Below are 24,775 nucleotides of genomic sequence, written 5' to 3'. Positions count from 1 at the left end.
TTTTCCGCCCCGTTTCCGGCGCTTCGTTCATCCAACTCGCTGGTGTCTTCTGCGGCTTGACGCCCCGTCCGACGTTTCAAACTCTAGCCGATCCCCACTCCGAAAAGCGAATCGGCCGCAATCCAATAAAACGAACACGCCGAATAGGAACCAAGCCGCGACAAGACGCGACCCAGCCCGAACCAGGACATGGCATTTCAAGAGGATTGGCCGCCCCGGGACCGTCCGCGCCGATGCGTGTCCGGTGCTCCCTGCCGAGCGACTAGGGAACACTACCCCTGGTCGGCGCCCAAGACAAGTAAGGACCGCGCGGCCACCGCACGGGACCGAACCGGTGGTTCCAGGCCCCCCGGATGCGGGCTCCGCCCCGGCGGTGGAAGGCATCACGGTGCCGGCCGGCGCGGTCGGCTGTCGACCGACCCCCCGAGGAAGCCATGGATGTGGCCAGTACCGTCACGCTCTCCGTCAACGGTGACCAGCACACCGTTGAGGTGGATCACCGCCGCACGCTGCTCGACCTGCTGCGCGAGCGGTTGGCGCTGACGGGGGCGAAGAAGGGATGCGACCACGGACAGTGCGGGGCGTGCACGGTGCTGCTGGACGGGCGGCGGGTGAACAGCTGCCTGGTGCTCGCGGTCGCCCAGGACGGGGCCGCGGTCACCACGGTCGAGGGCCTGGCCGGCGGCGACCGGCCGCACCCCCTCCAGCAGGCGTTCATCGAGTACGACGCGTTCCAGTGCGGCTTCTGCACGCCCGGGCAGCTCTGCTCGGCGGTAGGGATGCTCGCGGAGGCGGCGAAGGGCTGGCCGAGCGCCGTGACGGACCCCGACCCGCAGGCGCCGTCGCCGCTGGACGAGGCGGAGATCCGCGAACGCCTCAGCGGCAACCTCTGCCGGTGCGGCGCCTACCCCGGCATCGTCCGCGCCGTCCGGGAGGTCGCCCCGTGAAGCCCTTCGGCTACCACCGGCCCGCCGACATCGCCTCGGCCGTGGCGCTGGCCGCGCAGGTCCCAGGAGCCAGGTTCCTCGCCGGCGGCACCAACCTGGTCGACCTGCTCAAGCTCGGTGTGGAGGCACCGGAGCTGCTGGTGGACGTGAGCCGGCTGCCGCTCGGCCTGGTGGAACCGGTCTCCGGCGGCGGTCTGCGGATCGGCGCGACGGTGCCCAACAACGAGCTGGCCGCGCACCCGCTGGTCCGGCTGCACTATCCCGCGCTGTCCCAGGCCCTGCTGTCGGGAGCGTCCGGGCAGCTGCGCAACCTCGCCACCACCGCCGGCAACCTGCTCCAACGCACCCGCTGCCCGTACTTCCAGGACGTCACCAAGCCGTGCAACAAGCGCGTCGCCGGCTCCGGCTGCCCCGCGCGCGAGGGCGTGCACCGGGATCTGGCCGTGCTGGGGGCCTCCGCGGACTGCGTGGCCACCCACCCGTCCGACCTCGCGGTGGCACTGACGGCGCTGGACGCCGAGGTGCGGCTGACCGGTCCGACCGGGTCCCGCTGCTGCCCGCTCACCGAGTTCTACCGGCTGCCCGGGGACACTCCCGCCCGCGAGACCGGGCTGCGCCCCGGTGAGCTGATCACCGCGGTCGACCTGCCACCGCCGTGGTCGGGCACCCGCTCGGCCTACCGCAAGGTGCGCGAGCGGGCCTCGTTCGCCTTCGCCACCGTCTCGGTCGCCGCCGTACTGGTGGCGCGCGAGGGGAGGGTGGCACGGGTCGCACTGGCGCTCGGCGCAGTGGCGGCGAAGCCCTGGCGGGCGACGGTCGCCGAGCGGGCGATGCTCGGGCAGCCCGCCACCGAGGAGGTCTTCAGGGCCGCGCTGGACGCCGAACTGGCGGCCGCCCGGCCGCTGCGGGACAACGCGTTCAAGGTGCCGCTGGCACGCGAGGTCGCCGTACGGGTCCTCGCCGACCTCACACCGCAGCAGGAGGACCTCGGATGACGGCTCACCAGGAACACCAGGAACACCAGGGTCGCCAGGAGCAGCAGGAGCACGGGGGCACCTCGCTCACCCGGGTGGAGGGGCCCGACAAGGTCACCGGCCGCGCCCGGTACGCGACCGACCACCACCCGGCCGGCACCGCCTACGCCTGGCTCGTCACCGCCTCGCTCGCGCGCGGCGTGGTGGACGCCGTCGAGGACGCCGACGCCCTCGCCGACCCGGCCGTCCTCGCGGTGATCACCCACCGCAACGCCGAGCGGCTGGCCCCGACCGACGACCCGACGCTGGCCGTGCTCCAGTCCGCGCGGATCGCCCATCACGGGCAGCCGGTCGCGCTGGTGGTCGCCGAGACCCTGGAGGCCGCCCGGGCCGGCGCCCGCGCGCTGCGGATCAGCTGCACCCGGGAGCCGCACGACGTCCTGCTGACCGCTGACCACCCGGGCCTCTACACCCCCGAGGAGGCCAACGGCGGCTACCCCGCGGAGCGCGCCAGAGGCGACTTCGACAACGCGTACCGGACGGCCCCGCACCAGGTGGACGCCACCTACCACCTGCCGCCGCTGCACAACCACCCCATGGAGCCGCACGCCGCGACGGCCGTCTGGGACGGCGGCCGGCTCACCGTTTACGACGCCAGCCAGGGCTCCGGCAACAGCCAGGAGAACCTGTCGAAGCTCTTCGGCCTGCGCGCCGAGGAGATCCTGGTGGTCAGTGAGCACGTCGGCGGCGGCTTCGGTTCCAAGGGCACCACCCGGGCGCCCACGGTGCTGGCCGCGCTGGCCGCCCGCGCGGTCGGGCGGCCGGTCCAGCTCTGCCTGGCCCGCGCCCAGCTCGCCGACCTGGTCGGGCACCGCTCCCCCACCGTCCAACGGGTCCGGATCGGCGCCGACACCACCGGCCGGATCTCGGCGCTCGCCCACGAGGTGGCCACCCGCAGCTCCACGCTGCGCGAATTCGTCGAGCAGGCCGCCGTCCCCGCCCGGATGATGTACGCCGCACCGCACAGCCGCACCGTCCACCGGGTCGCCCGGCTCGACGTGCCCACCCCCTCCTGGATGCGGGCGCCCGGTGAGTGCCCCGGCATGTTCGCGCTCGAGTCCGCCATGGACGAACTGGCCCTGGCCTGCGGCCTCGACCCCGTCGAGCTGCGGATCCGCAACGAACCCGCGTTCGATCCGGACAGCGGGAAGCCGTTCAGCAGCCGCCGCCTGGTCGAGTGCCTGCGCGAGGGCGCCCGGCGCTTCGGCTGGGCCGACCGCGACCCCCGCCCCGGTGTCCGGCGGGACGGCCGGCTGCTGCTCGGCACGGGAGTGGCGGCCTCGACCTACCCCGTGCTGGTCGGTCCCGCGACCGCGGAGGCGCACGCCCGCCCCGACGGAAGCTTCCTGCTGCGGGTCAATGCCACCGACATCGGCACCGGGGCGCGCACCGCGCTGGTGCGGATCGCCGCCGACGCCCTGCGGGTCGCACCCGGGCGCGTCGAGCTGCGGATCGGCCGCAGCGACCTGCCGAAGGCGCCGCTGGCGGGCGGCTCCTCCGGCACCGCCTCCTGGGGATGGGCCGTGCACCGGGCCTGCGAGGAACTGCGCACGGCACTGGCCGAGCACGGCGGGCGGCCACCCTCCGACGGGCTGACCCGACACGCCGACACCGCCGAGGAGGTGGGGAGCACCGGCCAGGAGTACGCGCGGCACGCCTTCGGCGCGCAGTTCGCCGAGGTCCAGGTCGACCAGGACACCGCCGAGGTGCGGGTGCGCCGCCTGCTCGGGGTGTTCGCGGCCGGACGCGTCATCAACCCGCTGGCCGCGCGGAGCCAGCTGACCGGCGCGATGATCATGGGGCTGTCGATGGCCCTGCTGGAGCACAGCACCACCGATCCGTCCTTCGGCGGGCACGTCGAGCGCGACCTGGCCGCCTACCACGTCGCCGCGCACGCCGACGTCACCGCCGTCGACGCGCACTGGATCGACGACCCCGACCCCCACCTCAACCCGATGGGCTCCAAGGGGATCGGCGAACTGGGCATCGTGGGGACGGCGGCGGCGATCAGCAACGCCGTGCACCACGCCACCGGCGTCCGGGTCCGCGAACTGCCCATCCGCCCCGAGTCCCTGATCGGCCGCTGACCCGACGCCGGCCGGACACCACCGCCCGCGGACCGACTTCGCCGTTGGTGGGCGGCCGAGTCGGCGATGCAAAGAACGCCGAAGGGGCGGACGCGCAGTGCGCGTCCGCCCCTTCGGCGTTCGTGGTAGCGGGGACAGGATTTGAACCTGCGACCTCTGGGTTATGAGCCCAGCGAGCTACCGAGCTGCTCCACCCCGCGTCGGTAGTACCGACCGTACGGCACCAGACGGCGATCACCTAATCGGTTTCCCGGCAGCCACTTCCGCAGGGCCGCCCTCGCCGGCCAATCCTTCGCGGGGCCCGGCGGAGGCCGCCAGCGAGACCGACCCCGTTCCGAACTGCTGACCCGGCCCCGAGCCGATCCCCGCTCTGTGCGAGCGGGGGCGCGGGGAGACAAGCGGTGCCAATCGCTTGGAACCCCACGCCCCCAGCTACCGCTCTACTTGCGGTGCCCCGGGAGGGGATTGCCGGGCTCGTCCAACCAAGCCGCCTGTCCGGCAGGTGTCACCGTGAGCCCGTACCGCTCGTAGCCGGGGCGTCCGGCGGCCGTCCACTGGGTGTAGGCGGCCTCCGTCTCGTCCCACAGTTGCCGGGGCCCGGACTGGCGGACCTCGAACCGGGATTCCCCGGGCACGGAGTCGACCGTTGCCCAGGACGTGACGGCCGTGTCAAACAGCCACCACGTCCAGCCGCCGTCACCGAACTCGTTCCGCCGGTAGTACACGTCCGGCAGGGCGAGGGCGCAGGCGAATTGCGCGAGCCAGTCGCCCCCGATGGCTTCGGGGTCGAGGCTTGTCCAGGACTGCCCGGAGTCGCCCGGCCATTCACCGGGCAGGTAGTCGTCCACCGGAGCGCCCTGGTAGCGCTGCTGCCGCAGCATCATGAACGCCGCCGATCGGGTGAACGGACCGCTTGCCGTCCCGTCGCCGTCCACCGTGAGCCGCGCAACCGCCCCGCCGCCCAGCAACGGTGAGACGGGGCTGACGATCACCCCGCCCGGCCGGGTTTGTGCTACCCAGGCGGGCGGGATGTCCCGCAGTGACACGGTGGAGATGATCCGGTCGTACGGGGCGCGTACGCCCCACCCGAGCGCACCGTCCCCGCAGACGACTTCGGGGGTGTAGCCGGTCCTGCGAAGTGCGGTGCGGGCTTGCGCGGTGACCTGCGCGTCCACCTCGACGGTGGACACCGTTTCGGCGCCCAGGCGATGCGCCAACAAGGCCGCGTTGTAGCCGGTGCCCGTCCCGATTTCGAGCACCCGATGCCCGGGGACCGCGTCCAGGTCGGACAGCATCTCGGCCACCATGGTGGGCATGGATGCCGACGATGTGGGAGTACGGTGGTCGCCGTCCCCGGCACCGTCGTCCCACTGCGTGACGATCGGCAGGTCGCTGTAGGCGAGCCGCATCCACCGCTCGGGTTCCTTGGTCCGGCTGCACTCGGTGTCGCCGCCGTCCTCGTCCGCCCAGATGGTGTCGGGGAGGAACGCGTGTCGCGGCACGGCCGCCACGGCCGGAGCCCATTCGGTGGGTAGGGAACCGGCGTCGGTGAGCGCCGCCACCAGTGCGGCCCGCTGCTGTTCGGGGGTCAACTCTTCTTGTGCTTCGGTGCCGGGGTCGGCTGCTGGCCGTCCTTCGAGGGGTTCGGGCCGATGGCCGGCGAGCCGGGCTTGGCGTGCCCGCCGCCCCTACCGTCGTTCGGTCCACCCTTGTTCTCGTCTCCCATGGTCAGCGTCCCTTCTCGGTTCGGCTTGTAGGGCCGGTGCTGTTTCCCGCTGCACCCGAGGGCGCAGCAAGTACCTGCCGTGCGGCAGGGGTAGTACCCCGCCCCGGACGGGATGGACCTCAATCAACAGCCCGGGACGGGAGTTCGATAGCCGATCCCCCTGCCCTGCGCGCAGTGTTCATCGGCTCACTTGTGCTGGGAACGGCTGCTCGGCTGGTCCATGGGTGGGGTCGGGCGGGATGTGCGCGGGGGGCGCCGAGGATGTGGCTGCGGGCCCCACGGGCGAGGAGCGCTTGGTCTGCCGTGGGTATTCCGGCGCGGTTCCAGAGGTGTGTCGGAAGGCATGCGACCACTGTCGTGGAACGGCGACGGTCGGTGAACCTGCGCCCTGTACGACTTCCGGAAGTCGTACAGGGCAGTACTCGCATGGTGTGTACGAGTTCTTCAATCCGTCGTCAACCAGGCGCCGGTGATTGCCTCGTCCGGTGACAGATCGGTGGACCGAGGTGTCACCAGCTCCAGAAGGCGAGCGACCTTCGAGGCCGTCTCCGGGCCGTCCGCGTGGACCGTGGTGATGCCGAGCGCCTCGGCCGGCGGGAGGTTCCTACGGTGGTCGTCCACGAAGACGCACTCGGGGCCGGCCAGACCCATGCGGTCGAGGGCGCGCTGGTAGATCGCCGGTTCCGGCTTGGCTATGCCCTCATCTCCACTGATCACCCGCACGTCGAACAGATCCCACACCCCGGTCTCCACGTAGGGGTTGTACGGAGCGAGGCCGTAGGAGTTCGACAGCAGCGCCACCACGATCCCGGCGTCCCTGGCGGCACGGGCGAGTTCGGCCATGGCGGGAACCGCGCGGACCTCCGCATGCGCGCGTCCCATCAGGTTGTCGGGCTCCACGCCCATGATCGCCGCTGTGCCCCGGTTCCACTCCTCCTGGGACATCCGGCCGAGCTCCAGCTCCACGTAGAGCGCACGGCCGGCCGGATCGTCCTCCAGGGTGCTGCGCCAGGTGTCAGCTGGCAGGCCCTCCCGGGCACACCACGCCCGGGACGACTGGCCGATGGGAGTGGTCATCACTCCCGCGAAGTCGAGGATCAGGCCACGCAAGGTGTTCTCCCGAGGGCCAGGCGAGTCGGACGGTCGGAGAGGTCCCGAGGATCTGGGACAACTTCCGCAGCCGGCTGGTACTGGCTTGGCCGGCCCTCTGGATGATGACACCTGGGATGCCCTGGTGGCGCGACCACTCGGGGTGGGCGAAAAAGCCTCGTTGTCGCATCTGCACGGCACCGTGGGGGCCGCCGGCGCGGGGGACTCGGGTACGGCCGCCGGACCGCCTTGCAGCCGGTCCGGCGGCAGGTGAACGGGTGGGGCGGTGGTCAGGTGATGGCCATGAAACTGCCGACGTTCACGTCCTCCCGGGCCCCGTCCGGGTCCAGCAGGGAAGAGATCCTCGACCGGCAGTTGCGGTCGGTGAACAGCCGGATGGGACCGCTGGTGAAGTTCACGATCGTGGTGTCGGGGCCGAGGCCGCGGTGGCACTGGCCGGGCACCGGGTCCGTGACCTCCTCCCGTACACCCCCGCGATCCATGATCACGACGCCGGGGGCCGCCGAGGCCGTGGAGGGGCTGACCAGGGACAGGGCGAGGACGCCGGCGGTGACCACGACCGCTGCGCGCGGGCTGGAACGCAGGTGCATGAGGGGACTCCCGTGCTGGGTTCGTCAGGGCATCGACGGGAGCCCGGGAACCCCGCGTCGCGCGGCTTCCCGTGACTCCCGATCACCCGTTACCCCGCCCCGGCACTGCCTCCACCGGGCCGTCCGGCGCTTCACTCGAACGGGGTTCGCCCGCGCACCCGGCGACCGGTGCCGGGGGAGTGGGAAGTCGGACGGGCCGACTTCCCGCTCCCCCGGCTGCACACGCTGATCCGAAAGGCAGGACTTAACCGGTGCGGGCGAGGGAGTCGATCCAGGCGCGGATCGCGGCCACCGTGGTGGCGGCGTCCTCCCGCGCCAGGGAGAGGTGGTCGCCGGGCACCTCAACGCGCTCGTGCGGCAGCGGCCAGGACGTGCGCCAGGAGTCGCCGTCCGCGCGCGCCGCCATCAGCGGGGTCGGCCGCGCGGCGCCGACGAGGAGGGTCGGGGTGTCCACGGGCTCCGGGCGCCAGTCCAGGAAGAGCCCGGTGTAGGCGCCCATGGCCGCGACGGCGGCGTCCTCGTCGCCGGTGGACCCGTCCGCGCACACGTCCACGCCGAGGTGCGGGGCCGGCGGCGCGGCCAGGGCGGTCAGCCAGTCCGTGGAGTGGTTGCCCTGGTGGACGAGATACGTGTCGATCAGCACCTGTCCCAGGGGAGCGGATCCCCTGAGTTCGAGGCGTCGGGTCACGGCGTGCGCGACGGCGCCCCCGGCGGAAGCACCGACCAGGACGACGGGCCGGTTGCCGGCGTGCCGCAGCACCGTCTCGGCCTGGAGGCGGGCGAGCGTCTCCCGGTCGGCCGGAACGGCGTGCCCCGCGCCGATGCCCGGGTGCGGGAACTCCAGGACCTCCAACTCCCCCTCGAAGCAGGCGTGCAGGGCCGCGAACCCGCCGCCCGGGAGGGCGGGGAGCGGGCGGTGGTCGGGGAAGAAGGCCACGACCGGGGAACCGGCGCGGCCCCGGGCCCGGCGCAGCGGCGGCACGGCGTGCTCCGCGGCGTCGTCGGCGCCGAACGTCGCGGCGGCCGAGGACGCCGCGACCACCAGGTGCATCGCGGCCGCCGGTCGGCCCTGCTCGCAGAGAGCGCGGTACAGCGCCGCGAGCGTCTGCGCGGGACGGCCGGTGGGCGGTGCGGGCCGGATGCCGGGCCGCTCACGCGGTGTGCCGTCGGGCAGGTCCTTGAGCAGGCCATCGGGCAGGTCGTCGGGCAGGTCGTCGAGCAGGTCGAGTACGTGACGGGCGAGGCCCTCGATCGCCGGGTGCTCGAACACGACGGCCGCGGGCAGCCGCAGGCGCAGGGCCGTGCTCAGTCGGCTGCGGAACTGGACGGCCGTCAGGGAGTCGAAGCCGAGCTCGGCCAGCGTCCTGCCGGCGGGGAGGTCCTGCGTGCCGGAGTAGCCGAGCACCGCGGCCACGTCGCCGCGCAGCAGTTCCGTGAGCGCGGCCCCGCGCTCCTCGGCGGGCAGCCCGGCCAGCAGTGTGCGCCATGCTCCGGGCTCGGAGCCTTCCCGGGCGCCCGGGGGAGGTTCGGTCGCGCCGCTCTGCGCTTCGGCGGCGGGCCGGCCGTGGCGCGCCAGGTCGCGCAGCGGCGGCGGTAGTTGCCCTGTGGCGGTGCGCAGCGCGGCCCGGTCCAGCAGGACCGGCGCGAGTACGGGGGCTCCTGTCCGCAGTGCCGCGTCGAACAGGGCCAGTCCTTGGGCGGGGGTGAACGCCCGGACCACGTCGTCGGACCTCGCGCGCCCCGCACCCTCGGTCAACTGGGCTGCCATGCCCGCGTCGTGGCCCCACCGGCCCCACGCCAGCGAGACGGCGGGCAGACCGGCGGCGGCCCGGTGCTGGGCGAGCGCGTCCAGGAACGAGTTCGCCGCGGCGTAGTTGCCCTGGCCCGCCCGGCCCAGTACGCCCGAGACCGAGGAGAACAGGACGAAGGCCGACAGGCCCCGGTCGCGGGTCAACTCGTGCAGGTACCAGGCCGCGTCCGCCTTCGGCCGCAGGACCGCCGCCAGCCGCTCGGGGGACAGCGCGGCCAGCGCTCCGTCGTCGAGGACCCCGGCGGCGTGCACGACAGCGGTCAGCGGGGGATCGCACTGCTCGATCAGCTCGGCGAGCCGGGCCCGGTCGGCCGCGTCGCACGCGACGATCCTGACCTGCGCGCCCCGCTCCGCCAGACTCGCGCGCAGGGCGTCGGCGCCCGGTGCGTGCGGGCCGCGCCGCCCGGTCAGCAGCAGGTGGCGGACCCCGTACGCGTCGACCAGGTGCCCGGCCAGGTCCGCGCCCAGCGCTCCGGTGCCGCCGGTGATCAGCACCGTGCCGTCCGGATCGAAGGCGCCGGAGCGGCGGAGCGGGGCGCTCTCGGCCGGCCAGGGCTCGGGCAGGTGGGCCGCCGCCGGGGCACCGACCAGCCGTGGCACCGTCGCCCGCCCGGCGCGCAGGGAGAGTTGGGGCTCGCCGCTGGCGGCCGCCGCGGGCAGCAGGCGCAGGGAGGCGGGATCCTCGTCCACGTCGATCAGGACCACGCACCCCGGCAGCTCCGACTGCGCGGTGCGCACCAGCCCCCAGACCGCAGCTCCCGCCAGGTCCGGCGTGGGTGCGGTGGCGTTCCGCGTCACCACCACGAGCCGCGAGCCCGCGGTGGCCGGATCGTCCTGCCAGTCCTGGAGGACCTTGAGCACCCGCGTGGTCAGCAGGTGGACGTCGGCCAGCGGGCCGCGGTCCGTTTCCGATTCCGAGCCGACGGCGGTGACCGCCAGGTGGCGGGGCGGGGCCGTGGCGTCCGCGTCGGCCGTGGGCGAGGAGGGGCCGTTCGTGGGTGAGGACGGGCCGGCGGCGAGGGGGACGAAGGCGCCGAGGTTCAGCTGGTCCGGCCCGAGAACCGTCCAGCCCGCCGACTGCGGTGCCCCGCTGGGCAGCGCGACGGGGACCCAGTCGGGGCGCAGCAGGGCGCGCTGGGCGATGTCCTGCCCGGGATCGCGGTGCCCGGCCGGAAGTTCCCTGGTGGAGAGGGAGTTGACGCGAGCCACCAGGCGGCCCGCCGGGTCGGTGAGCGTGATCGAGAACGCGCCGTCCTCCGAGGCGGGGCCTGCCTCGCCGACCGGCGCGATCCGCACCCGGACCGTCGACGCCTCGGCGGCGTGCAGGCCCACGCCGCTCCACTGGAACGGCACCCGGGCGCCGCCCGCGTCCGCATCCGGGCCGCTTCCCTGAGCGGACACGGCGAGCATCGAGGCATGCGCGGCGGCGTCCAGGAGCGCGGGGTGGATGCCGTACCGGCCTGCCTCGGCCGTCCACGGCTCGGGCAACCGCACCTCCGCGAACACCTCCGCACCCCGCCGCCACAGCGCGCGCACGCCGCGGAAGGCGGGCCCGTAGGCCAGACCGCGCTCCGCCGCGGCCTCGTAGGCGGCGGCGGGATCGATCTCCTCGGCGCCGGGCGGCGGCCACTGCGCCAGGCCGTGCCCCTCCGGTGCCGTCCCCGGCTCGGGCGTGCGGGTGAGCAGGCCGGTGGCGTGCGGCGTCCAGGCGGCCTCGGCGGGTTCCACCGGTCGCGCGTGGATCTCGACGGACCGCCGGCCGGAGTCGTCCACCGCCCCCACCACGACCTGGACCCGCACCCCCGAGGCGGGCAGGGCCAGCGGCCGCAGGATCACGAGCTCCTCCAGCGTGCCGCAGTCGGCCGCGTCGCCCGCGCGCACGGCCATCTCGACGAACGCCGTCCCCGGCACGAGCGGCGCCCCACCGACGACGTGGTCGGCGAGCCACGGCTGGGCGCTCGCCGACAGCAGGCCGGAGAGCACCGTGTGCCCGGTGCCCGGCACCTCGAACGGCGGGCCGAGCAGCGGATGCTCGCCGGGGCCCGGGCGGGCCCCCGCCCCGGCCGGGCGCTGCGGGTCCAGCCAGTACCTCCGGCGCTGGAAGGCGTAGGTCGGCAGCTCCACGCGCCGCAGCCCGCGTCGCAGCCCGCGCTCCGCGAACACCGCGGGCCAGTCGACGGCGGCGCCGCGCACGTGGAGCCGGGCCACGGCCGCCAGCAGCGTGTCCGGCTCCCGCTCGCCGTCGCGGGCCGCGAAGGCGAACACCGGGCCGCCGCCGCTCTGCGGGGCCGGGCCGCCGTCCTGGACGGCCGGGCACTCCTGCGCGTACGCGGTGAGCACCGGCTGCGGGCCGAGTTCCAGGAAGCCCCCGACGCCGTTGGCGCCCAGCCACTCCACGGCCTCGGCGAACCGCACGGGAAGCCGCGCGTGCCGCACCCAGTAATCCGCGGAGCCCAGTTCCCCGGGCGCCGCCCGAGATCCCCTCACGGTGGAGACCACCGGGATCCGCGGCGGCCGGAACTCCAGCGTCTCGGCGACGCGGCGGAACTCGTCGAGCACCGGGTCCACGAGCGGCGAGTGGAAACCGTGGCCGACCTTGAGCCACGTGCTGCGGCGGCCGCGGGCCTCGAACCGCGCCGCGACGGCGAGTACCTCGTCCCGCGCGCCGGAGAGCACCACCGCGCGCGGTCCGTTGACCGCGGCGATCGCCACGCGGTCGGCCACGTCCGCGAGTTCGGGCAGGACCTCGTGCTCCGCCGCGTCGAGGGCCACCATCGCCCCGCCGTCGGGCAGCGCCCGCATCAGCCGCCCGCGGGCCGCGACCAGACGGACGGCGTCGGCGAGGTCCAGCACTCCGGCGACGTGCGCGGCCGCCAACTCGCCCACGGAGTGCCCGGCCAGGAAGTCGGCCCGCACGCCCCAGGACTCCACCAGCCGGAAGAGCGCCACCTCGTAGGCGAACAGGGCGGCCTGGGTGAAGTCCGTGCGGTCGAGCAAGGCGTCCGGCGAGCCCGGCTCGGCGCGGATCACCGTGCGCAGCGGCCGGTCGAGTTCGCCGTCCAGCGCGTGGCAGACCTCGTCGAAGGCCGCGGCGAACACGGGGAACGCCTCCCGCAGCGCCTCGCCCATCCGCGTGCGCTGCGCGCCCTGCCCGGTGAACAGGAAGGCGGTGCGGGTGCGCGGGTCGGCCAGGCGCGTCAACGACCCGGCGCCGGGCGTGCCGTCGGCGATCGCCCGGAGCCCGGCCAGCATGCGCTTACGGTCCGCGGCCGGCACCATCGCCCGGTGTGTGAGCGCCGACCGCGACACCGCCAGCGAGAAGCCCACGTCCACCGGCGAGAGGCCCGGCCGGGCCTCGACGTGGTCGGCCAGCCGTCGCGCCTGGGCCCGCAGGGCCGCCTCGTCAGCCCCGCCGACCAGCCACGGCACTGCCGCTGGCGACACCGGCCCCGGCGGCGGCGCGGGTTGCTGGCTCGGGGCGCGGTCGGCGGCGGCCGGCTCCTCGATGATCACGTGCGCGTTGGTGCCGCCGATCCCGAAGGCCGACACACCGGCGCGGCGCGGCCGGCCGGCGGGCGCGGGCCACGGCCGGGCGGCGGTCAGCAGCTCGACCCGGCCCGCGGACCAGTCGACGTGCGGGGTGGGGGCTGCCACGTGCAGGGTCCTGGGCAACTCGCCGTGCCGCATGGCCTGGGCCATCTTGATGATCCCGGCGACTCCGGCGGCGGCCTGGGTGTGTCCGAGGTTGGACTTGACGCTGCCCAGCCACAGCGGGGGGTCCTCCGGCCCCCGGCCCCGGCCGTAGCCGGCGAGCAGCGCCCGCGCCTCGACGGGATCACCGAGCGCGGTGCCCGTCCCGTGCGCCTCCACGGCGTCCACCTCGTGCGCGCGCAGCCCGGCGTCCGCCAGCGCCAGCTGGATCAGGCGCTGCTGGGCGCGGCCGTTGGGCGCGGTCAGGCCGTTGGACGCGCCGTCGGAGTTGACGGCGCTGCCGCGCACCACGGCCAGCACCGGGTGTCCGTTGCGGCGCGCGTCGGACAGCTTCTCCAGCAGCAGCACCCCGGCGCCCTCTGCCCAGGCGGTGCCGTCCGCCGTGGCCGAGAACGACTTGCACCGGCCGTCGGGCGCGAGGGCGCGCTGGCGGCTGAACGCGACCAGCGGGTTGGGCGTCGCCATCACCGTGACGCCGCCGGCCAGCGCCAGCGAGCACGCGCCCGAGCGCAGCGCCTGGGCCGCCTGGTGCACGGCGACCAGCGAGGACGAGCACGCCGTGTCGACGGTGATCGCGGGCCCGCGCAGACCGAACACGTAGGAGAGCCGGCCGGAGGCCACGCTGCCGGCCGAACCCAGGGCGAGGTGGGCCTCCAGTTCGTGCTCGGTGAAGCGGGAGGCGTAATCGCCGTACATCACGCCGAGGAAGACGCCCGTGTCGCTGTCCCGGACGGACGCCGGGTCGATCCCGGCCCGCTCCCACGCCTCCCAGGTGACTTCCAGCAGCAGCCGCTGCTGCGGGTCCATGGCGAGCGCCTCGCGCGGCGAGATGCCGAACAGGCCCGCGTCGAACTCCGCGGCGCTGTGCAGGAATCCGCCACTGCGCGTGTAGCAGGTGCCGATCCGGTCCGGGTCGGGGTCGTAGAGGGCGGCCAGGTCCCAGCCCCGGTCGGTCGGCAGGTCCGAGATCGCGTCCCTGCCCTGCGACACCAACTCCCAGAGCCCTTCGGGGGATTCCACGTCACCGGGGTAGCGGCAGGCCATGGCGACGATCACCACCGGGTCCCGGTCGTACGGCTCCTCCGGCTCGGCGGTCCGCGGTGCGGGCGCGGGTACGGGTGCGGCGGGCGCGGGTACAACAGGTGCGGCGGGTACGGCGGCGAACAGTTCCGTGTGCAGGTGGCGGGCGACGGCGGCCGGGGTGGGGTGGTCGAAGACCAGCGTCGTCGGCAGGCTCAGCCCGGTCGACGCCGCGAGCCGGTCGATCAGCTCGATGGCGCCGAGCGAGGTCAGCCCGAGGTCCGCGAAGGAACTGTCCGCGAAGGAACTGTCCGCGAAGGAGCCGTCCACGAACGAGCGGTCCGTGAACGAGCCGTCCGCGTCGAGCCCGCTCTCCGGCGCGCGGCCGCGGACCCGGGCCGTCTCGGCGCACACCCTCGCGCACAGCGCGCGTTCCTGCTCCTCCCGGGGCAGCGACAGCAGCCCGCGGTCCAGGGAGCCGCCGGCCGGCGCCGGCGCTGCAACCGGGTCGCTGAGCACCGCATGGCGGACGATCTTGCCCGACGGCGTGCGCGGGACGGCCGCGATCTCGCGGACCTCGACGGGAACCTTGTGGTCCGCGAGCTGCGAGCGGCAGACGTCGAGCACCAGCCGCGGGTCCAGGCCCTCCGGGCCGGGCACCACGAAGGCGACCGGGACCTCGCCGAGGACGGCGTGCGGCAGGCCGAGGACCACGGCGTCCCGCACCCCGGGACAGCCTCGCAGGACGTGCTCTACCTCCGTGGGGTGGATGTTCTCGCCGCCCCGGATGATCAGTTCGCTGACCCGGCCGGTGAGGACGAGGTGGCCGTGTTCGGCGCGCCGGCCGAGGTCCCCGGTCCGGTACCAGCCCTCGCGCAGCGCGGCGGCCGTCGCTTCCGGCTGGTCGTGGTAGCCCGTCATGAGATTCGGACCGCTGACCCAGATCTCGCCCTCGCCGCCCGCGAGGACGTCGGCGCCGCTGTCCGGATCGACGACGCGGACCTCGACGCCGGGTACCGGCAGTCCGCAGGACCCGTCGATCCGGGGGCCGTTCGGGCGGGTCACCGCGATCGCGCCGCAGGTCTCGGTGCTGCCGTAGACGTCGAGCAGCGGCGCGCCGAGCGTCTCCTCCACCACCCCGCGCAGCTCGGGCGGACACGGCGCGCCCGCCGTGACACAGAGCCGCAGCCCGGGCCGCGGCGCGGGGAGCGGGGTGTCCCTCGCCGAGGCCATCAACCGGTGGTACGTCGTGGGGACGCCTGCCAGGAGGGTGAACGGCCCGCCGAGGGCGGCGCTCGGGGTGCGCAGCGTGCGCCACAGGTCGCCGGGCGTCAGGACCTCGCCGGACGTCGGCAGTTCGCCGGCGATCGCGGTGCTCGCGCCGACGGCCGTGGTGCCCAGGATCGCGAGGGAGTGCCCGAAGCTGTGGAACAGCGGCAGCGGCCACAGCAGCCGGTCCTCGGGGGAGAGCCCGAAGACCGGCACGTAGCAGGCCGCCACCGACCACAGTGCGCCGCGCTGCGTGGAGAGCACGCCCTTGGGGCGGTGGGTGGTCCCGGAGGTGTAGAGCAGCCAGGCCGGATCGTCGAGCCCCAGGTCGTCGGGGGCCGCGGGCCCGTCGCTCCCGGTCGAGGCTGCGGCCTCGGCCTCGAAGAGGACGGTGCCGTCGGGGGCGTTCGAGGGGATCGGGCCCGCCCCGGTGAGCACGGTGTGCAGGCCACGGTACGCGGCGCCGAGGCGGTGGAGCTGTGTGAGGTGCGCGGGGTCGGTGATGACGGCCGAGGCACCGCTGTCCCGCAGGTAGTAGTCGAGTTCGTCGTCGGAGGACCGGGGATTGAGCAGGACACCGACCGCCCCCGCCCGCAGCACGGCGAGGCAACCCTCCACCAGCTCCACGCAGTTGCCCAGGCAGAGCGCCACCCGATCGCCGCGCCGGACCCCCGCCCGCGCGAGCGACCCGGCCAGCCGCCCGGTCCGCCGCTCCAACTCGGCGTAGCTGACGCCGCGCGAGAAGTCGTGGAACGCGACCCGGTCCGCCGACCGTTCGGCGTGCCTCTTCAACAACTCCGGCAGCGGCCTCACCAGATCGTCATACCGCAGTTCACCACTCACGCCCCAGCTCCGACCTCTCGCCACTCGCGACCCGCTCCCCCGTCGATGTCCTCCGTACCCACCAGCACGCGGGCACAGACCCAGTCCTGCGGACTCGCCGCAGCTGCGCTTGCGGCCGCTGAGGACTGCGGCGCTTCTTCTTCGTCCAGGTGGGCGCGTTCAGGTCGGACTGCCGCCAGGCGGCGAGAGCCTGCATGACCGGCTGTTCCATGAACACCTGGTAGGGCGAGCTGGTGGCGGCGGGTCCGGAATGGCCGCGTTCCCCGTGGTCGACTCGCCCGGCGACATCAACGGTGACGGGAACCCGGACCTGATCACCACCGACACCGCCGGCACCCTGCCCACCGGCACCGGTGGGCGCTGCGTCGGCATCAAGGACAACGCCACCAACCTCGGCACCCAGGTGGTCATCAGCGACTGCGTCGGCGCGACCGGCCAGGTCTGGACGCTCCGCGCCGACGGCACCCTCCACAACCCGACCGCCGACCCGCCGACCCGCCGACCCGCCGACCCGCCGACCGCTGCCTCGAACTCCCCAACTGGGCCGACGGCAACGGGACGGCGCTGGGCGTCTGGTCGTGCATCCTCGGCAACGCCAACCAGCGCTGGACCATGTACCCGAACAAGGCCTGATCCCACGACCGTGCCGGGCCCGCGACGCAGCCGACGTCGCGGGCCCCCGCCGTCCCGGAACGACGGGGTGTGGACCCGCGGCCCCTTGACCAGTGTCTACGTATGCGACGGGCACTTGGCCGTTGTTGCTCCGGGGCATGCTCGGAGCATCCCACGTCCCCACGGGCCCTTTTCTTTATTCCGCACGTTTTGCCCGAACCGGCAATCGGCGCGTGTAGGCACCGATGTTGCTGATTCAAGGTACGGACTGCTTTCGCGTCCGGGTTGAGGCGCGCCGCGAGGCGGGCGGGCCGGGCGGCCCTGGACCTGGACGACGGCGCGGCGCGGCGCGCGGGGAAGGGAGCGTCGGGCGAGCGAGGCGCCGTGGGCGGCGGTGGATGGCTGTCACGTGGTGCCGGTGGTGCCGACGTGGCCCCGAAGTACCGCGGTCGTCTGTGTGCGGCGGGCTGGGGGCGTGGACTGTCAGGAAGGTTCAGGTTTCGGCGTAGCGCCCTGTCCCGGTAGGGGCGGTGCGCTGTAGAACTGGCGGGCCCAGCGGCGGTACTCCATGATCGGGCCGTCTCCCCGGCTGAGTCTGGGGTGTTCTACGTACTTCTTGTTGCTCCAGATGTGGAAGTCCTTTGTGACGTCCGTGAGGTAGAACGGCGCTACCGCCTGGGTCAGGATCTGGGACAGGGTTCTGGCTGCCCAATCGGGACAGGCGGAGAACCCGGATGAGCGGACGGACAGCGTGAAGTACGTTTGAACACGAATAGGGTCGATCGGGGTGGCCATGGCCTGGCCCAGGAAGTCGGCGCCAAAGCGATCGAGGCGCCCTGTGAGGTGTTGGCACCCGAGGCCGTGTACCACCGCCACGATTTTTGTTTGCACCGACCCGAGGAGAGGGAATGCCCTTTCGAAGGTGACCGGGATGCCGAGGTGGGGTCCATCCGCTTGCAGTGGATTTGCGATCATCGCGTTCTGGAACCCGTGGATGGGCGCGAAGTGCGCAAGGTCGACGGTGTTCTCGAATACATCTTGCGGATGGTCGACCAGGGTGAACGCCCGCCGCGTCGGTGGCGGGAACTCATCCACCGGGAGGGTCGGGACCTGCCAGGTCGGGGCGGAGCCCCCTGCATGGCGCCATACCGAGATGAATCCGTTGACCTCACAGGAAACCCAAGGTTTCAGGGACGCCCGAGGCGGGGTCGACCCGTCGCCGGTCCGGACACATCTCCCCGTCAGGTCATAGGCGAAATGGTGGAAGGGGCAGACGATGTTCTCGCCGTCCACCGAACCCCCGAAGCCGAGATGGGCGCCAAGGTGAGGGCAGTGCGCGTCCACCACTTGCACGGCGCCTGAACGCGTACGATAGGCCACCAGTTCCTCGCCCATGAACTTCCGTCGGATGACCTTTCCACGAGGCAGTTCATCGCTGAAGGCGATGGCGAACCACCCGTCCGGGTAGGGCAGCCGGGGCTGGTGTACCGGGTTCGAGGATTCGTCGATGTCCATCTCGGGCCTTTCTCCATCAGACTGACGGCGGGGGCACTGCTTACCCGCGGCGGATCGTGTTCGCCGTGTCCGCCCCTACGGGCGGCGCCCCGACGGCGCTGAGCCGCTGTTCTGGTTCCCCGGTGGGATTCGTCTGAGCCTTCGGTCAGGCGCGGGGCTTCTTCGATCAGGGCGTCGACGATCCGGTGTTCGGGGACGGTCCGGATGGCGTGGCCTTCGACGAGGACTGGCCTTTGTCGCGTTGCCGCAGGAGACGCCGGGGTCGGCTTCGCGGGCTTCGCCGGGCCGTTGACGACGCAGCCCATGGCGGCGACGCGCAGGGGGTGGGGGAAGTCGTCGAAGGCGGCTTCGACGCGCTGGGCCAGGGTGTGGATGTCGACCTGGAGGCGGCCGCAGCCGGGGCAGGAGACGATCTCCAGCTTGCGGGGGCGCAGTCCCAGGGACTGCAGGATGTGCGCTCCGGCCTTGACCTGGTCGACGGGTGGGGCGGAGAGGGAGACGCGGATGGTGTCGCCGATGCCCTCGGTGAGGAGGACTCCGAAGGCGACGGCGGACTTGATGGAGCCCTGGAGGGCGGTGCCGGCTTCGGTGACGCCGAGGTGGAGGGGGTAGTCGCAGGCCGCTGCGAGGAGGCGGTAGGCGGCGATGACGGTGAGCGGGTCGTGGTGCTTGACGGCGATCTTGATGTCGGTGGAGCCGTGCTCCTCGAAGAGCGAGCACTCCCACAGGGCGGATTCCGCGAGCGCCGCGGGGGTGGCGGAGCCGTGCTTGGCGAGCAGGCGCGGGTCGAGGGAGCCGGCGTTGACGCCGATCCGGATCGGCACGTTCGCTGCCTGGGCGGCGTGGGCGATCTCGCGGACCTTGTCGTCGAACTTGCGGATGTTGCCGGGGTTGACGCGCACGGCGGCGCAGCCGGCGTCGATGGCGGCGAAGACGTAGCGGGGCTGGAAGTGGATGTCGGCGATGACGGGCAGCTTCGACTTGGCGACGATGGCGGGCAGGGCGTCGGCGTCGTCCTGGGAGGGGACGGCGACGCGCACGATGTCGCAGCCGGCGGCGGTGATCTCGGCGATCTGCCGGAGCGTGGCGTCGACGTCGGCGGTCGGGGTGGTGGTCATGGTCTGGACGGAGATGGGTGCGTCGCCGCCCACGGGGACGGTGCCGACGTGGATCTTCCGGCAGTGGCGGCGTGTTGGGGTGCGCGGCGACGGTTGGGGAAGCCCCAGATCGGTCGAGGCCATGGTCGCTCCTGCGGGCTCGGGCGGGCGGTGCCGGAGGGCGGCGGTGTCGGGTTCAGTGGTTCCACCACCAGGCGATGGAGGGAATGGGCAGGGGGCTGGATTCCAGTCCGGGAGGTTCCTGGCTGACGATGCTGAGGAGTGCGAGGTCGCCGCCGTATCGGGGGTTTCCCGCGTGCCAGTGGATCACGTTGGTGATCATGGTTCCGGTGTCTCGCAGGAACCGGGTCAAAGCGGGGCTGGACCCGATGGCGATGCGGTCCCGAAGGCGCAGGTGGACCACCATGACGCGGTTCCAGAACTCGATGGCCTTCCGGGTGGCGTGCGTGACGTCGAGATCTTGATGCCGCATCAGCGTCATGACGATGTTCTTGTGCGCGTCGCCGCCCCGCAGGTCCTTTTCGATGGAGTAGATGTCGTTGCACCAGGCGAGGAGGATTCCGGCGGACTCGAGCCATGCGCGGGTGGCGGGGGCCTCGAACTCGTGGGCCGGGATCTCCATCCCGTTGTAGATCTCCGATGCCGTGATGTAGGCGGCAAACGCGGTGAGCCACAGGCGCATCACGGGAAGGACCGCGGGCGTTACCTGTCGGCCGGCGAGACGGTGGCAGGTCTCCCACGGGATGGCCATGTGATACGAGGTGTAGCCGGCGGCGAAGCGGGCGTACTGCACGTCGGTGGCACTGTCGCGGAAGTCTTTGATCAGCTCCGCGAAGTGTCGCATGAAGGGGAGGTCGGTCAGGGGCGGTGCGCTCGGATCGTCCACGACGCGCTGCATGGTGCAGCATGCCTCGATGACCTCTTCCAGCGTGGTGAGTTCCTCCAGCCAGTCGTCCACGGCGAAGGCGAGCAGGTACCACTTTCCGCCGAGCTCCAGGCGTTCCTCGATTCCGTCGGGGCTGGAGCAGGCGACGTAAGCGGCGCTTCGGGATCGGAGGAGCGCGTTGCGGGTGTCGGGGTTCGTCGGGATCGGGCAGCTTTCCATCCACCGGGTGGCGCTCTCGTCGATCTCCCGGGCTCGGGGGTGGAGTGAAACCGGGAACGGGCAGTAGAGGGCGGGCGCCTCCGGCTGCGGGTCGGACACCGAGGTGTCAACGGACATGTCGAGGGCCGCCTTTCGGTGGGTAACGGAACCGTGAGCCTTTCCGGGCCCGGGAGGGAGTTGTTCGCAGGTGACGGGTTAGCGGTCGCCTGTGCGGTGCGGACGGCGGTTTCGGGAAGCGGAGCCCCTGAACCGCCTGCCGTCGACGCGTTCCCGCACCGCGGGCTCCCGTCGACGGCGGCATCCGACGTACGCGCCGTCCGGCCGTGTCCGGGTGCGACGTCGAGGAGCGGGGCGTGTTCGCCGCCCGTGTCTCGCCCGGGTCCGGAGCCGTGGGCACACGGCCCCTCCCCTCCCCGGGCCGGTGGTGCGGCAGGGGCCGCGGTCGTGTCAGTGTTCGCGGTGGGTGACCAGGTGGGCGAGGGCGGTGAGTTCGGCGGCGGGCAGGGGCGCGGGGTCGGCGAGGGCGAGGCGGTGGAGGGCGTCGGCGCTGTGGCGTCGGGCGCGGTGCAGGGTCCAGTCCCTGGCACCGCTCTGTTCGATCAGCTTGGCCGCGTGGCGGCATTCCTCCTCGCTGGGGGCCTGTGTTGCGCGGTAGAGGGCGCGCAGGGCCTCGGCTTCCGGGGTGTGGCCGGCCATGGCGGCGGCCACCGGCAGGGAGACCTTGCGCCGTCGCAGGTCCGAGAGGGCGGGTTTGCCGGTGGTCTGTTCGTCGCCCCAGATGCCGAGCAGGTCGTCGGCGCACTGGAAGGCGATGCCCAGGTGTCGGCCGAAGGCCCGCAGATGCTCCGTGCGCTGCGGGTCGGCGCCACCGGCGATGGCGCCCAGCGCGCAAGCGGCGGCGAGGAGTTCGCCGGTCTTGCCCACCGCCACCGCGAGCGCGTGGTCCTCGCTGACGTCGGTGCCGGTCTCCAGGAGCGTGTCGAGGTACTCGCCCTCGATCAGGAGCTGGACGCTTTCCAGGAGTACGGGAATCGTGAGCTCGGCGCGGGGGGCCTGGGTGAGGGTCTGCACGGCGGCGAAGAACAGGGCGTCGCCGGCGAGGATCGCCGCCGGGATCCCCTTGGCCGCCCACAGGGCGGGTCGGTGGCGGCGCATCCGGTCGCGGTCGATGACGTCGTCGTGCAACAGGCTGGCGTTGTGGATCAGTTCCACGGCCACGGCCGCGGGACGGGCGGCCTCCGGGTCGCCGCCGACGGCCCGGCAGGCCAGGAGGGTGAGGGCGGGGCGCAGGGCCTTGCCGTCGCCCTGGTGGTCGAGGTGGGTTCGGTCGTCGGTCCACCAGCCGAAGTGCAGCCCGGCGAGGTGACGGATGTGCGCGGGCAGGCGGTTGACCTGGGTGCGGATCAACGGCCTGACGGTGTGTGCGCTGTACGCCAGGATGTCTTCGCAGTCGCGGGGTTCGTCGGACACCGGGCCTCGCCTTCGGGTGGCAGTGCGTCAGGATCGGGCGAGAGGCGGCGGGCCGGGCCTGAACTCCGGCTGCCTTGAGGAAAGGCCCTGGGCCGAGCGGCGCACGGGGTCCGGGGGGGGCGCGGTCGGTCCTTTGGGGCTTGTGCCCCTGGGGCCTTCTGCAAGTTCGTACGACCGCCATCCCTCAGGGGCTCACGTGACAGCACCCAGGCGGAGAAGCCCCCGCTCGCGCTCGAACCCGGGGCGTCTAGTTCCGGGGCTCTTCGACTCCGTCCTGCGGGGAGTAGAACTGCTGGGCCCAGCGCCGGAACTGCATGATCGGGCCGTCCCCTTTCGCGAGCCGCGGATGACTCAGAGGGATCTTGTTCTGCCAGATGTCGAAGTCCCTGCTGGCATCCCAGGCGAACAGGTGAGCGATGCCTGCGCTGGCCAGCGCGTTGGCGGGCCCCGCGAGCCCATGGCGTACGAGCCGCATCGACGCCGCCATGGTGAAGGTGAGCCGCCCGGGGTCGACGGGCGTGGAGAAGACCCAGAAGCGGAAGTGAAGTCCGAGCCTGACGATCTCGACCTCGCTCTGGATGACGCCGAGGCCCTGGGCGATGATCCGACCCGTGGGCGAGAGCAACGAGAACGCCCCGGGCCGGGGGTCAACGCCGCTTCTCTGTACGGTCATTGACACGACTGCGCGGGTCCCGTCGAAGAGTGGTTCGTGGAGGTAGGTCACGGGCACCCCGTGCACCGGACGGAAGTGCCCGAGGTCGAAAGCGTTTTCCAGCACCTCCTGGGGATGGTCCTCCAGGTCCCGGACCACGCAGTACGGAGTGGGGAAGTCCGCCGGCGGCAGAGGCTCGATCTCCCAGGACGGCGCCTGGCCCAGGGCATGGCGCCATACGAAGATGAACCCGTCGATCTCCCGGTGCTCCAGAACCGAGAGCCGGGTCTTCAGCGGGGGCGGCGTTTCGTATCCGGTCTTCACGCACGCCCCGTCGAGGCCGAACTGGAAGTGGTGGAAGGGGCAGCGCAGGTTGTCCCCCTGCACCGTTGCCCCGTGGCCCAGATGAGCCCCCAGGTGAGGGCAGTACGGCCGTACCGCACGCATCGTGCCGCCGGCGGTGCGGTAGAGCACGACGTCCTCACCCATCAGACGGCGGGTGAGGACCTTGCCCGCTTTCAGTTCGTGACTGGCGGCCAGGGCGAACCAGCCATCGGGGTAGGGAAGACGGGGCACAGTCGCCTGCGCCGTCCGCGGTGACGGGTTCCAAGGGGTCACAACGCACCTCGTTCGTCGTTGTGGTGGCGGGCTCGTCTGGGGTGAGGCTGTCCGGGCCGGACCTGGGCGATGCGCGGGGCCATCCGGTGTCGCGGTGGCGGTGCGGGCCCTACCTGGGTCGCGGCACCGGTTCGACTCGGCGGTTGCCGGGCCGGGCACGTCAGGTCCCTGTCGACCGCCCGGGAAGGCGGCCGGTGACGGTTTCTACACCAACAGATGAAGGACCGTCCCGGAACGGCGTGCGGCCCTCGCGTCGGAGCACGGCCCGCTCCGGTTCACGCCCTCGCCCCTCCCCCCTCACGCCTGCCTCCGTGACGCCGCAGGTCGGCGGCTACAGGGACCATTCGGCGGGCCGGGCCGCCCCTGAAGCGCCCTGGCGGGCCGCTGCCAGGCCTGCGGAGCCGGTGGCGACCACCGGGACAGGGGACGGCCCTCGCATCGCCCCACGGTGCAGGCGGCCAGGTGACACCACTCGCCGCCTTCGCGCCACCACACCATGTCGCGGACTTCCTGCGGGTGCCGGGGCGGCGGAAGACGTGTCTCGACCGGCAGAACGGGCGTGTGTACGGCGCCATCGGCGCGGGCGTCCGGGGCTCGTTGCCTCCCGAGCCCCCGCACTCGGGGTTGCCGCCGACGTACGGACTGGCGTGCACTCAAGGGGCTGAACGCTTCCCGCCCGAACGTCGGCCACCGGGACGCAGGATGACGGGCGATCAGGCCTTCTCGCATGCTCGCACCCCAGCAGGGAGGAACACCCCCTCATGAGTGAGCCCCGGCAACTGCGCGGCATCATCCGGTCTCTGCGTACCATCGTCGACGACGTCAAGGAGATCGTCGACGGACTTATCGAACGCGCGGCGGAGCTGGAGTGCAACCTCCGGGATGCCGTCATCGACCTGCTGAAGGAGAACACGGGGAGCGGGCCCACCGGTGACACCCCCGCTCGCCCCGTGGACGAGACGGCGGAACTGGCCGGCCTTCGGGCGGAACTGGCCGCCCTGCGGGAAGAGCTCACCCGCCTGACCAGGACGTCGCCGGGTACGTGACTGACCCGGAGAACCGCGAAGCCGACGACGGTGACGGTGTGTCCGGTCCGTCGCCGGACGTGGAGCACCGCCTGATCCGGGCGCAGGACGGGATTCTGGCGGACTCGCTCACCGGTCGGCAGGTCGCCTTGGCGGAGCTGGCCGACGATGTATGCAGCGGGCCGCCGGGCCCAGGACGGCGGCGGCGGAGAGTGCACCTACCAGGTCCTGGTCCAGGTCCTCCTGGCCACGCTCGCGTCCGGGCCGGAGGCGGGCGCGCTGCCGGGGGTTGCGGGGCTGCTGTCCGCCGCGGCCCGCGGCAGCTCTACCCGCCGGCCGAACGACGTGGGACACCGGACAGGGGGCGAGCGAAGCGGAGTTCGGTAGCCGGGCAGGACCGGCCCGGCCCTCCCCCCTTTTGCTCGACGCGCTGTTCCCGGTATCGGCCCGTGCGTGGCCGCCCTGTCTCTGGAGGCTGTGTGTCCGCTCGTGCGCTCTACGTCTCGGGGGTCC

12 protein-coding genes, 1 tRNA gene and 1 pseudogene are annotated in these 24,775 nt (G+C 73.0%); 4 read left to right on the top strand and 10 right to left on the bottom strand.

Annotated elements, in window-relative coordinates; genetic code table 11:
- Nucleotides 1-434: 434 nt before the first annotated feature.
- Genes ACIP37_RS36745 through ACIP37_RS36735 form a run of 3 tightly spaced genes read left to right on the top strand, consistent with a single transcriptional unit; the run spans nt 435 to nt 4,068 of the window.
- The gene (locus ACIP37_RS36745) at nt 435-947 is read left to right on the top strand and encodes a 2Fe-2S iron-sulfur cluster-binding protein (RefSeq protein WP_363588800.1); all 513 of its coding nucleotides are present in this window, start codon (nt 435-437) and stop codon (nt 945-947) included.
- Nucleotides 944-1,942 (top strand): FAD binding domain-containing protein, encoded by a 999-nt coding sequence (locus ACIP37_RS36740; protein WP_400812396.1) that lies wholly within the window; start codon nt 944-946, stop codon nt 1,940-1,942. The genes ACIP37_RS36745 and ACIP37_RS36740 overlap by 4 nt, the downstream gene beginning before the upstream one ends.
- Nucleotides 1,939-4,068 carry a xanthine dehydrogenase family protein molybdopterin-binding subunit gene (locus tag ACIP37_RS36735; protein WP_400812394.1) on the top strand — a complete coding sequence of 710 codons (2,130 nt, stop codon included), beginning with the start codon at nt 1,939-1,941 and terminating at the stop codon, nt 4,066-4,068. The genes ACIP37_RS36740 and ACIP37_RS36735 overlap by 4 nt, the downstream gene beginning before the upstream one ends.
- Nucleotides 4,069-4,191: 123 nt before the next feature.
- Here ACIP37_RS36735 and ACIP37_RS36730 read toward each other — a convergent pair.
- From ACIP37_RS36730 to ACIP37_RS36685, 10 genes and pseudogenes are all read right to left on the bottom strand, one after another.
- Nucleotides 4,192-4,268, bottom strand: a tRNA-Met gene (locus ACIP37_RS36730).
- A 240-nt stretch (nt 4,269-4,508) separates the two neighbouring features.
- A complete protein-coding gene (locus ACIP37_RS36725) occupies nt 4,509-5,660 on the bottom strand; it encodes a methyltransferase domain-containing protein (RefSeq protein WP_400812393.1) in 1,152 nt (383 codons plus the stop codon).
- Between the two features lie 578 nt (nt 5,661-6,238).
- Nucleotides 6,239-6,904 (bottom strand): HAD family hydrolase, encoded by a 666-nt coding sequence (locus ACIP37_RS36720; RefSeq protein WP_400812391.1) that lies wholly within the window; start codon nt 6,902-6,904, stop codon nt 6,239-6,241.
- Between the two features lie 269 nt (nt 6,905-7,173).
- Nucleotides 7,174-7,494 (bottom strand): hypothetical protein, encoded by a 321-nt coding sequence (locus ACIP37_RS36715; RefSeq protein ID WP_363633358.1) that lies wholly within the window; start codon nt 7,492-7,494, stop codon nt 7,174-7,176.
- 244 nt (nt 7,495-7,738) lie between these two features.
- A complete protein-coding gene (locus tag ACIP37_RS36710; protein ID WP_400812389.1) occupies nt 7,739-16,117 on the bottom strand; it encodes a type I polyketide synthase in 8,379 nt (2,792 codons plus the stop codon).
- Nucleotides 16,118-17,242: 1,125 nt separating this feature from the next.
- Nucleotides 17,243-18,154 (bottom strand): Rieske 2Fe-2S domain-containing protein, encoded by a 912-nt coding sequence (locus ACIP37_RS36705; RefSeq protein ID WP_400812387.1) that lies wholly within the window; start codon nt 18,152-18,154, stop codon nt 17,243-17,245.
- 287 nt (nt 18,155-18,441) lie between these two features.
- Nucleotides 18,442-19,515: pseudogene (gene ispG / locus ACIP37_RS36700) on the bottom strand (flavodoxin-dependent (E)-4-hydroxy-3-methylbut-2-enyl-diphosphate synthase); the annotation flags it as partial.
- A 52-nt stretch (nt 19,516-19,567) separates the two neighbouring features.
- On the bottom strand, nt 19,568-20,614 hold the full coding sequence (locus tag ACIP37_RS36695) for a hypothetical protein (RefSeq protein WP_363588818.1): 1,047 nt from the start codon (nt 20,612-20,614) through the stop codon (nt 19,568-19,570).
- A 330-nt stretch (nt 20,615-20,944) separates the two neighbouring features.
- Nucleotides 20,945-21,967, bottom strand: coding sequence for a polyprenyl synthetase family protein (locus ACIP37_RS36690; RefSeq protein WP_363588820.1), 1,023 nt, complete (start codon nt 21,965-21,967; stop codon nt 20,945-20,947).
- Between the two features lie 247 nt (nt 21,968-22,214).
- Complete coding sequence (locus tag ACIP37_RS36685) at nt 22,215-23,195, bottom strand: Rieske 2Fe-2S domain-containing protein (protein ID WP_363588822.1); 981 nt, start codon at nt 23,193-23,195, stop codon at nt 22,215-22,217.
- Between the two features lie 803 nt (nt 23,196-23,998).
- Here ACIP37_RS36685 and ACIP37_RS36680 point away from each other — a divergent pair.
- Nucleotides 23,999-24,283 carry a hypothetical protein gene (locus ACIP37_RS36680; protein WP_363588824.1) on the top strand — a complete coding sequence of 95 codons (285 nt, stop codon included), beginning with the start codon at nt 23,999-24,001 and terminating at the stop codon, nt 24,281-24,283.
- Nucleotides 24,284-24,775: the final 492 nt, after the last annotated feature.

It is taken from the genome of Kitasatospora sp. NPDC088861 (genome assembly GCF_044750105.1).
In the GTDB taxonomy this organism is placed as follows: domain Bacteria; phylum Actinomycetota; class Actinomycetes; order Streptomycetales; family Streptomycetaceae; genus Kitasatospora.
Note: the sequence above shows the minus strand (reverse complement) of the source record. Positions and strands in the feature narration are given on the sequence as shown.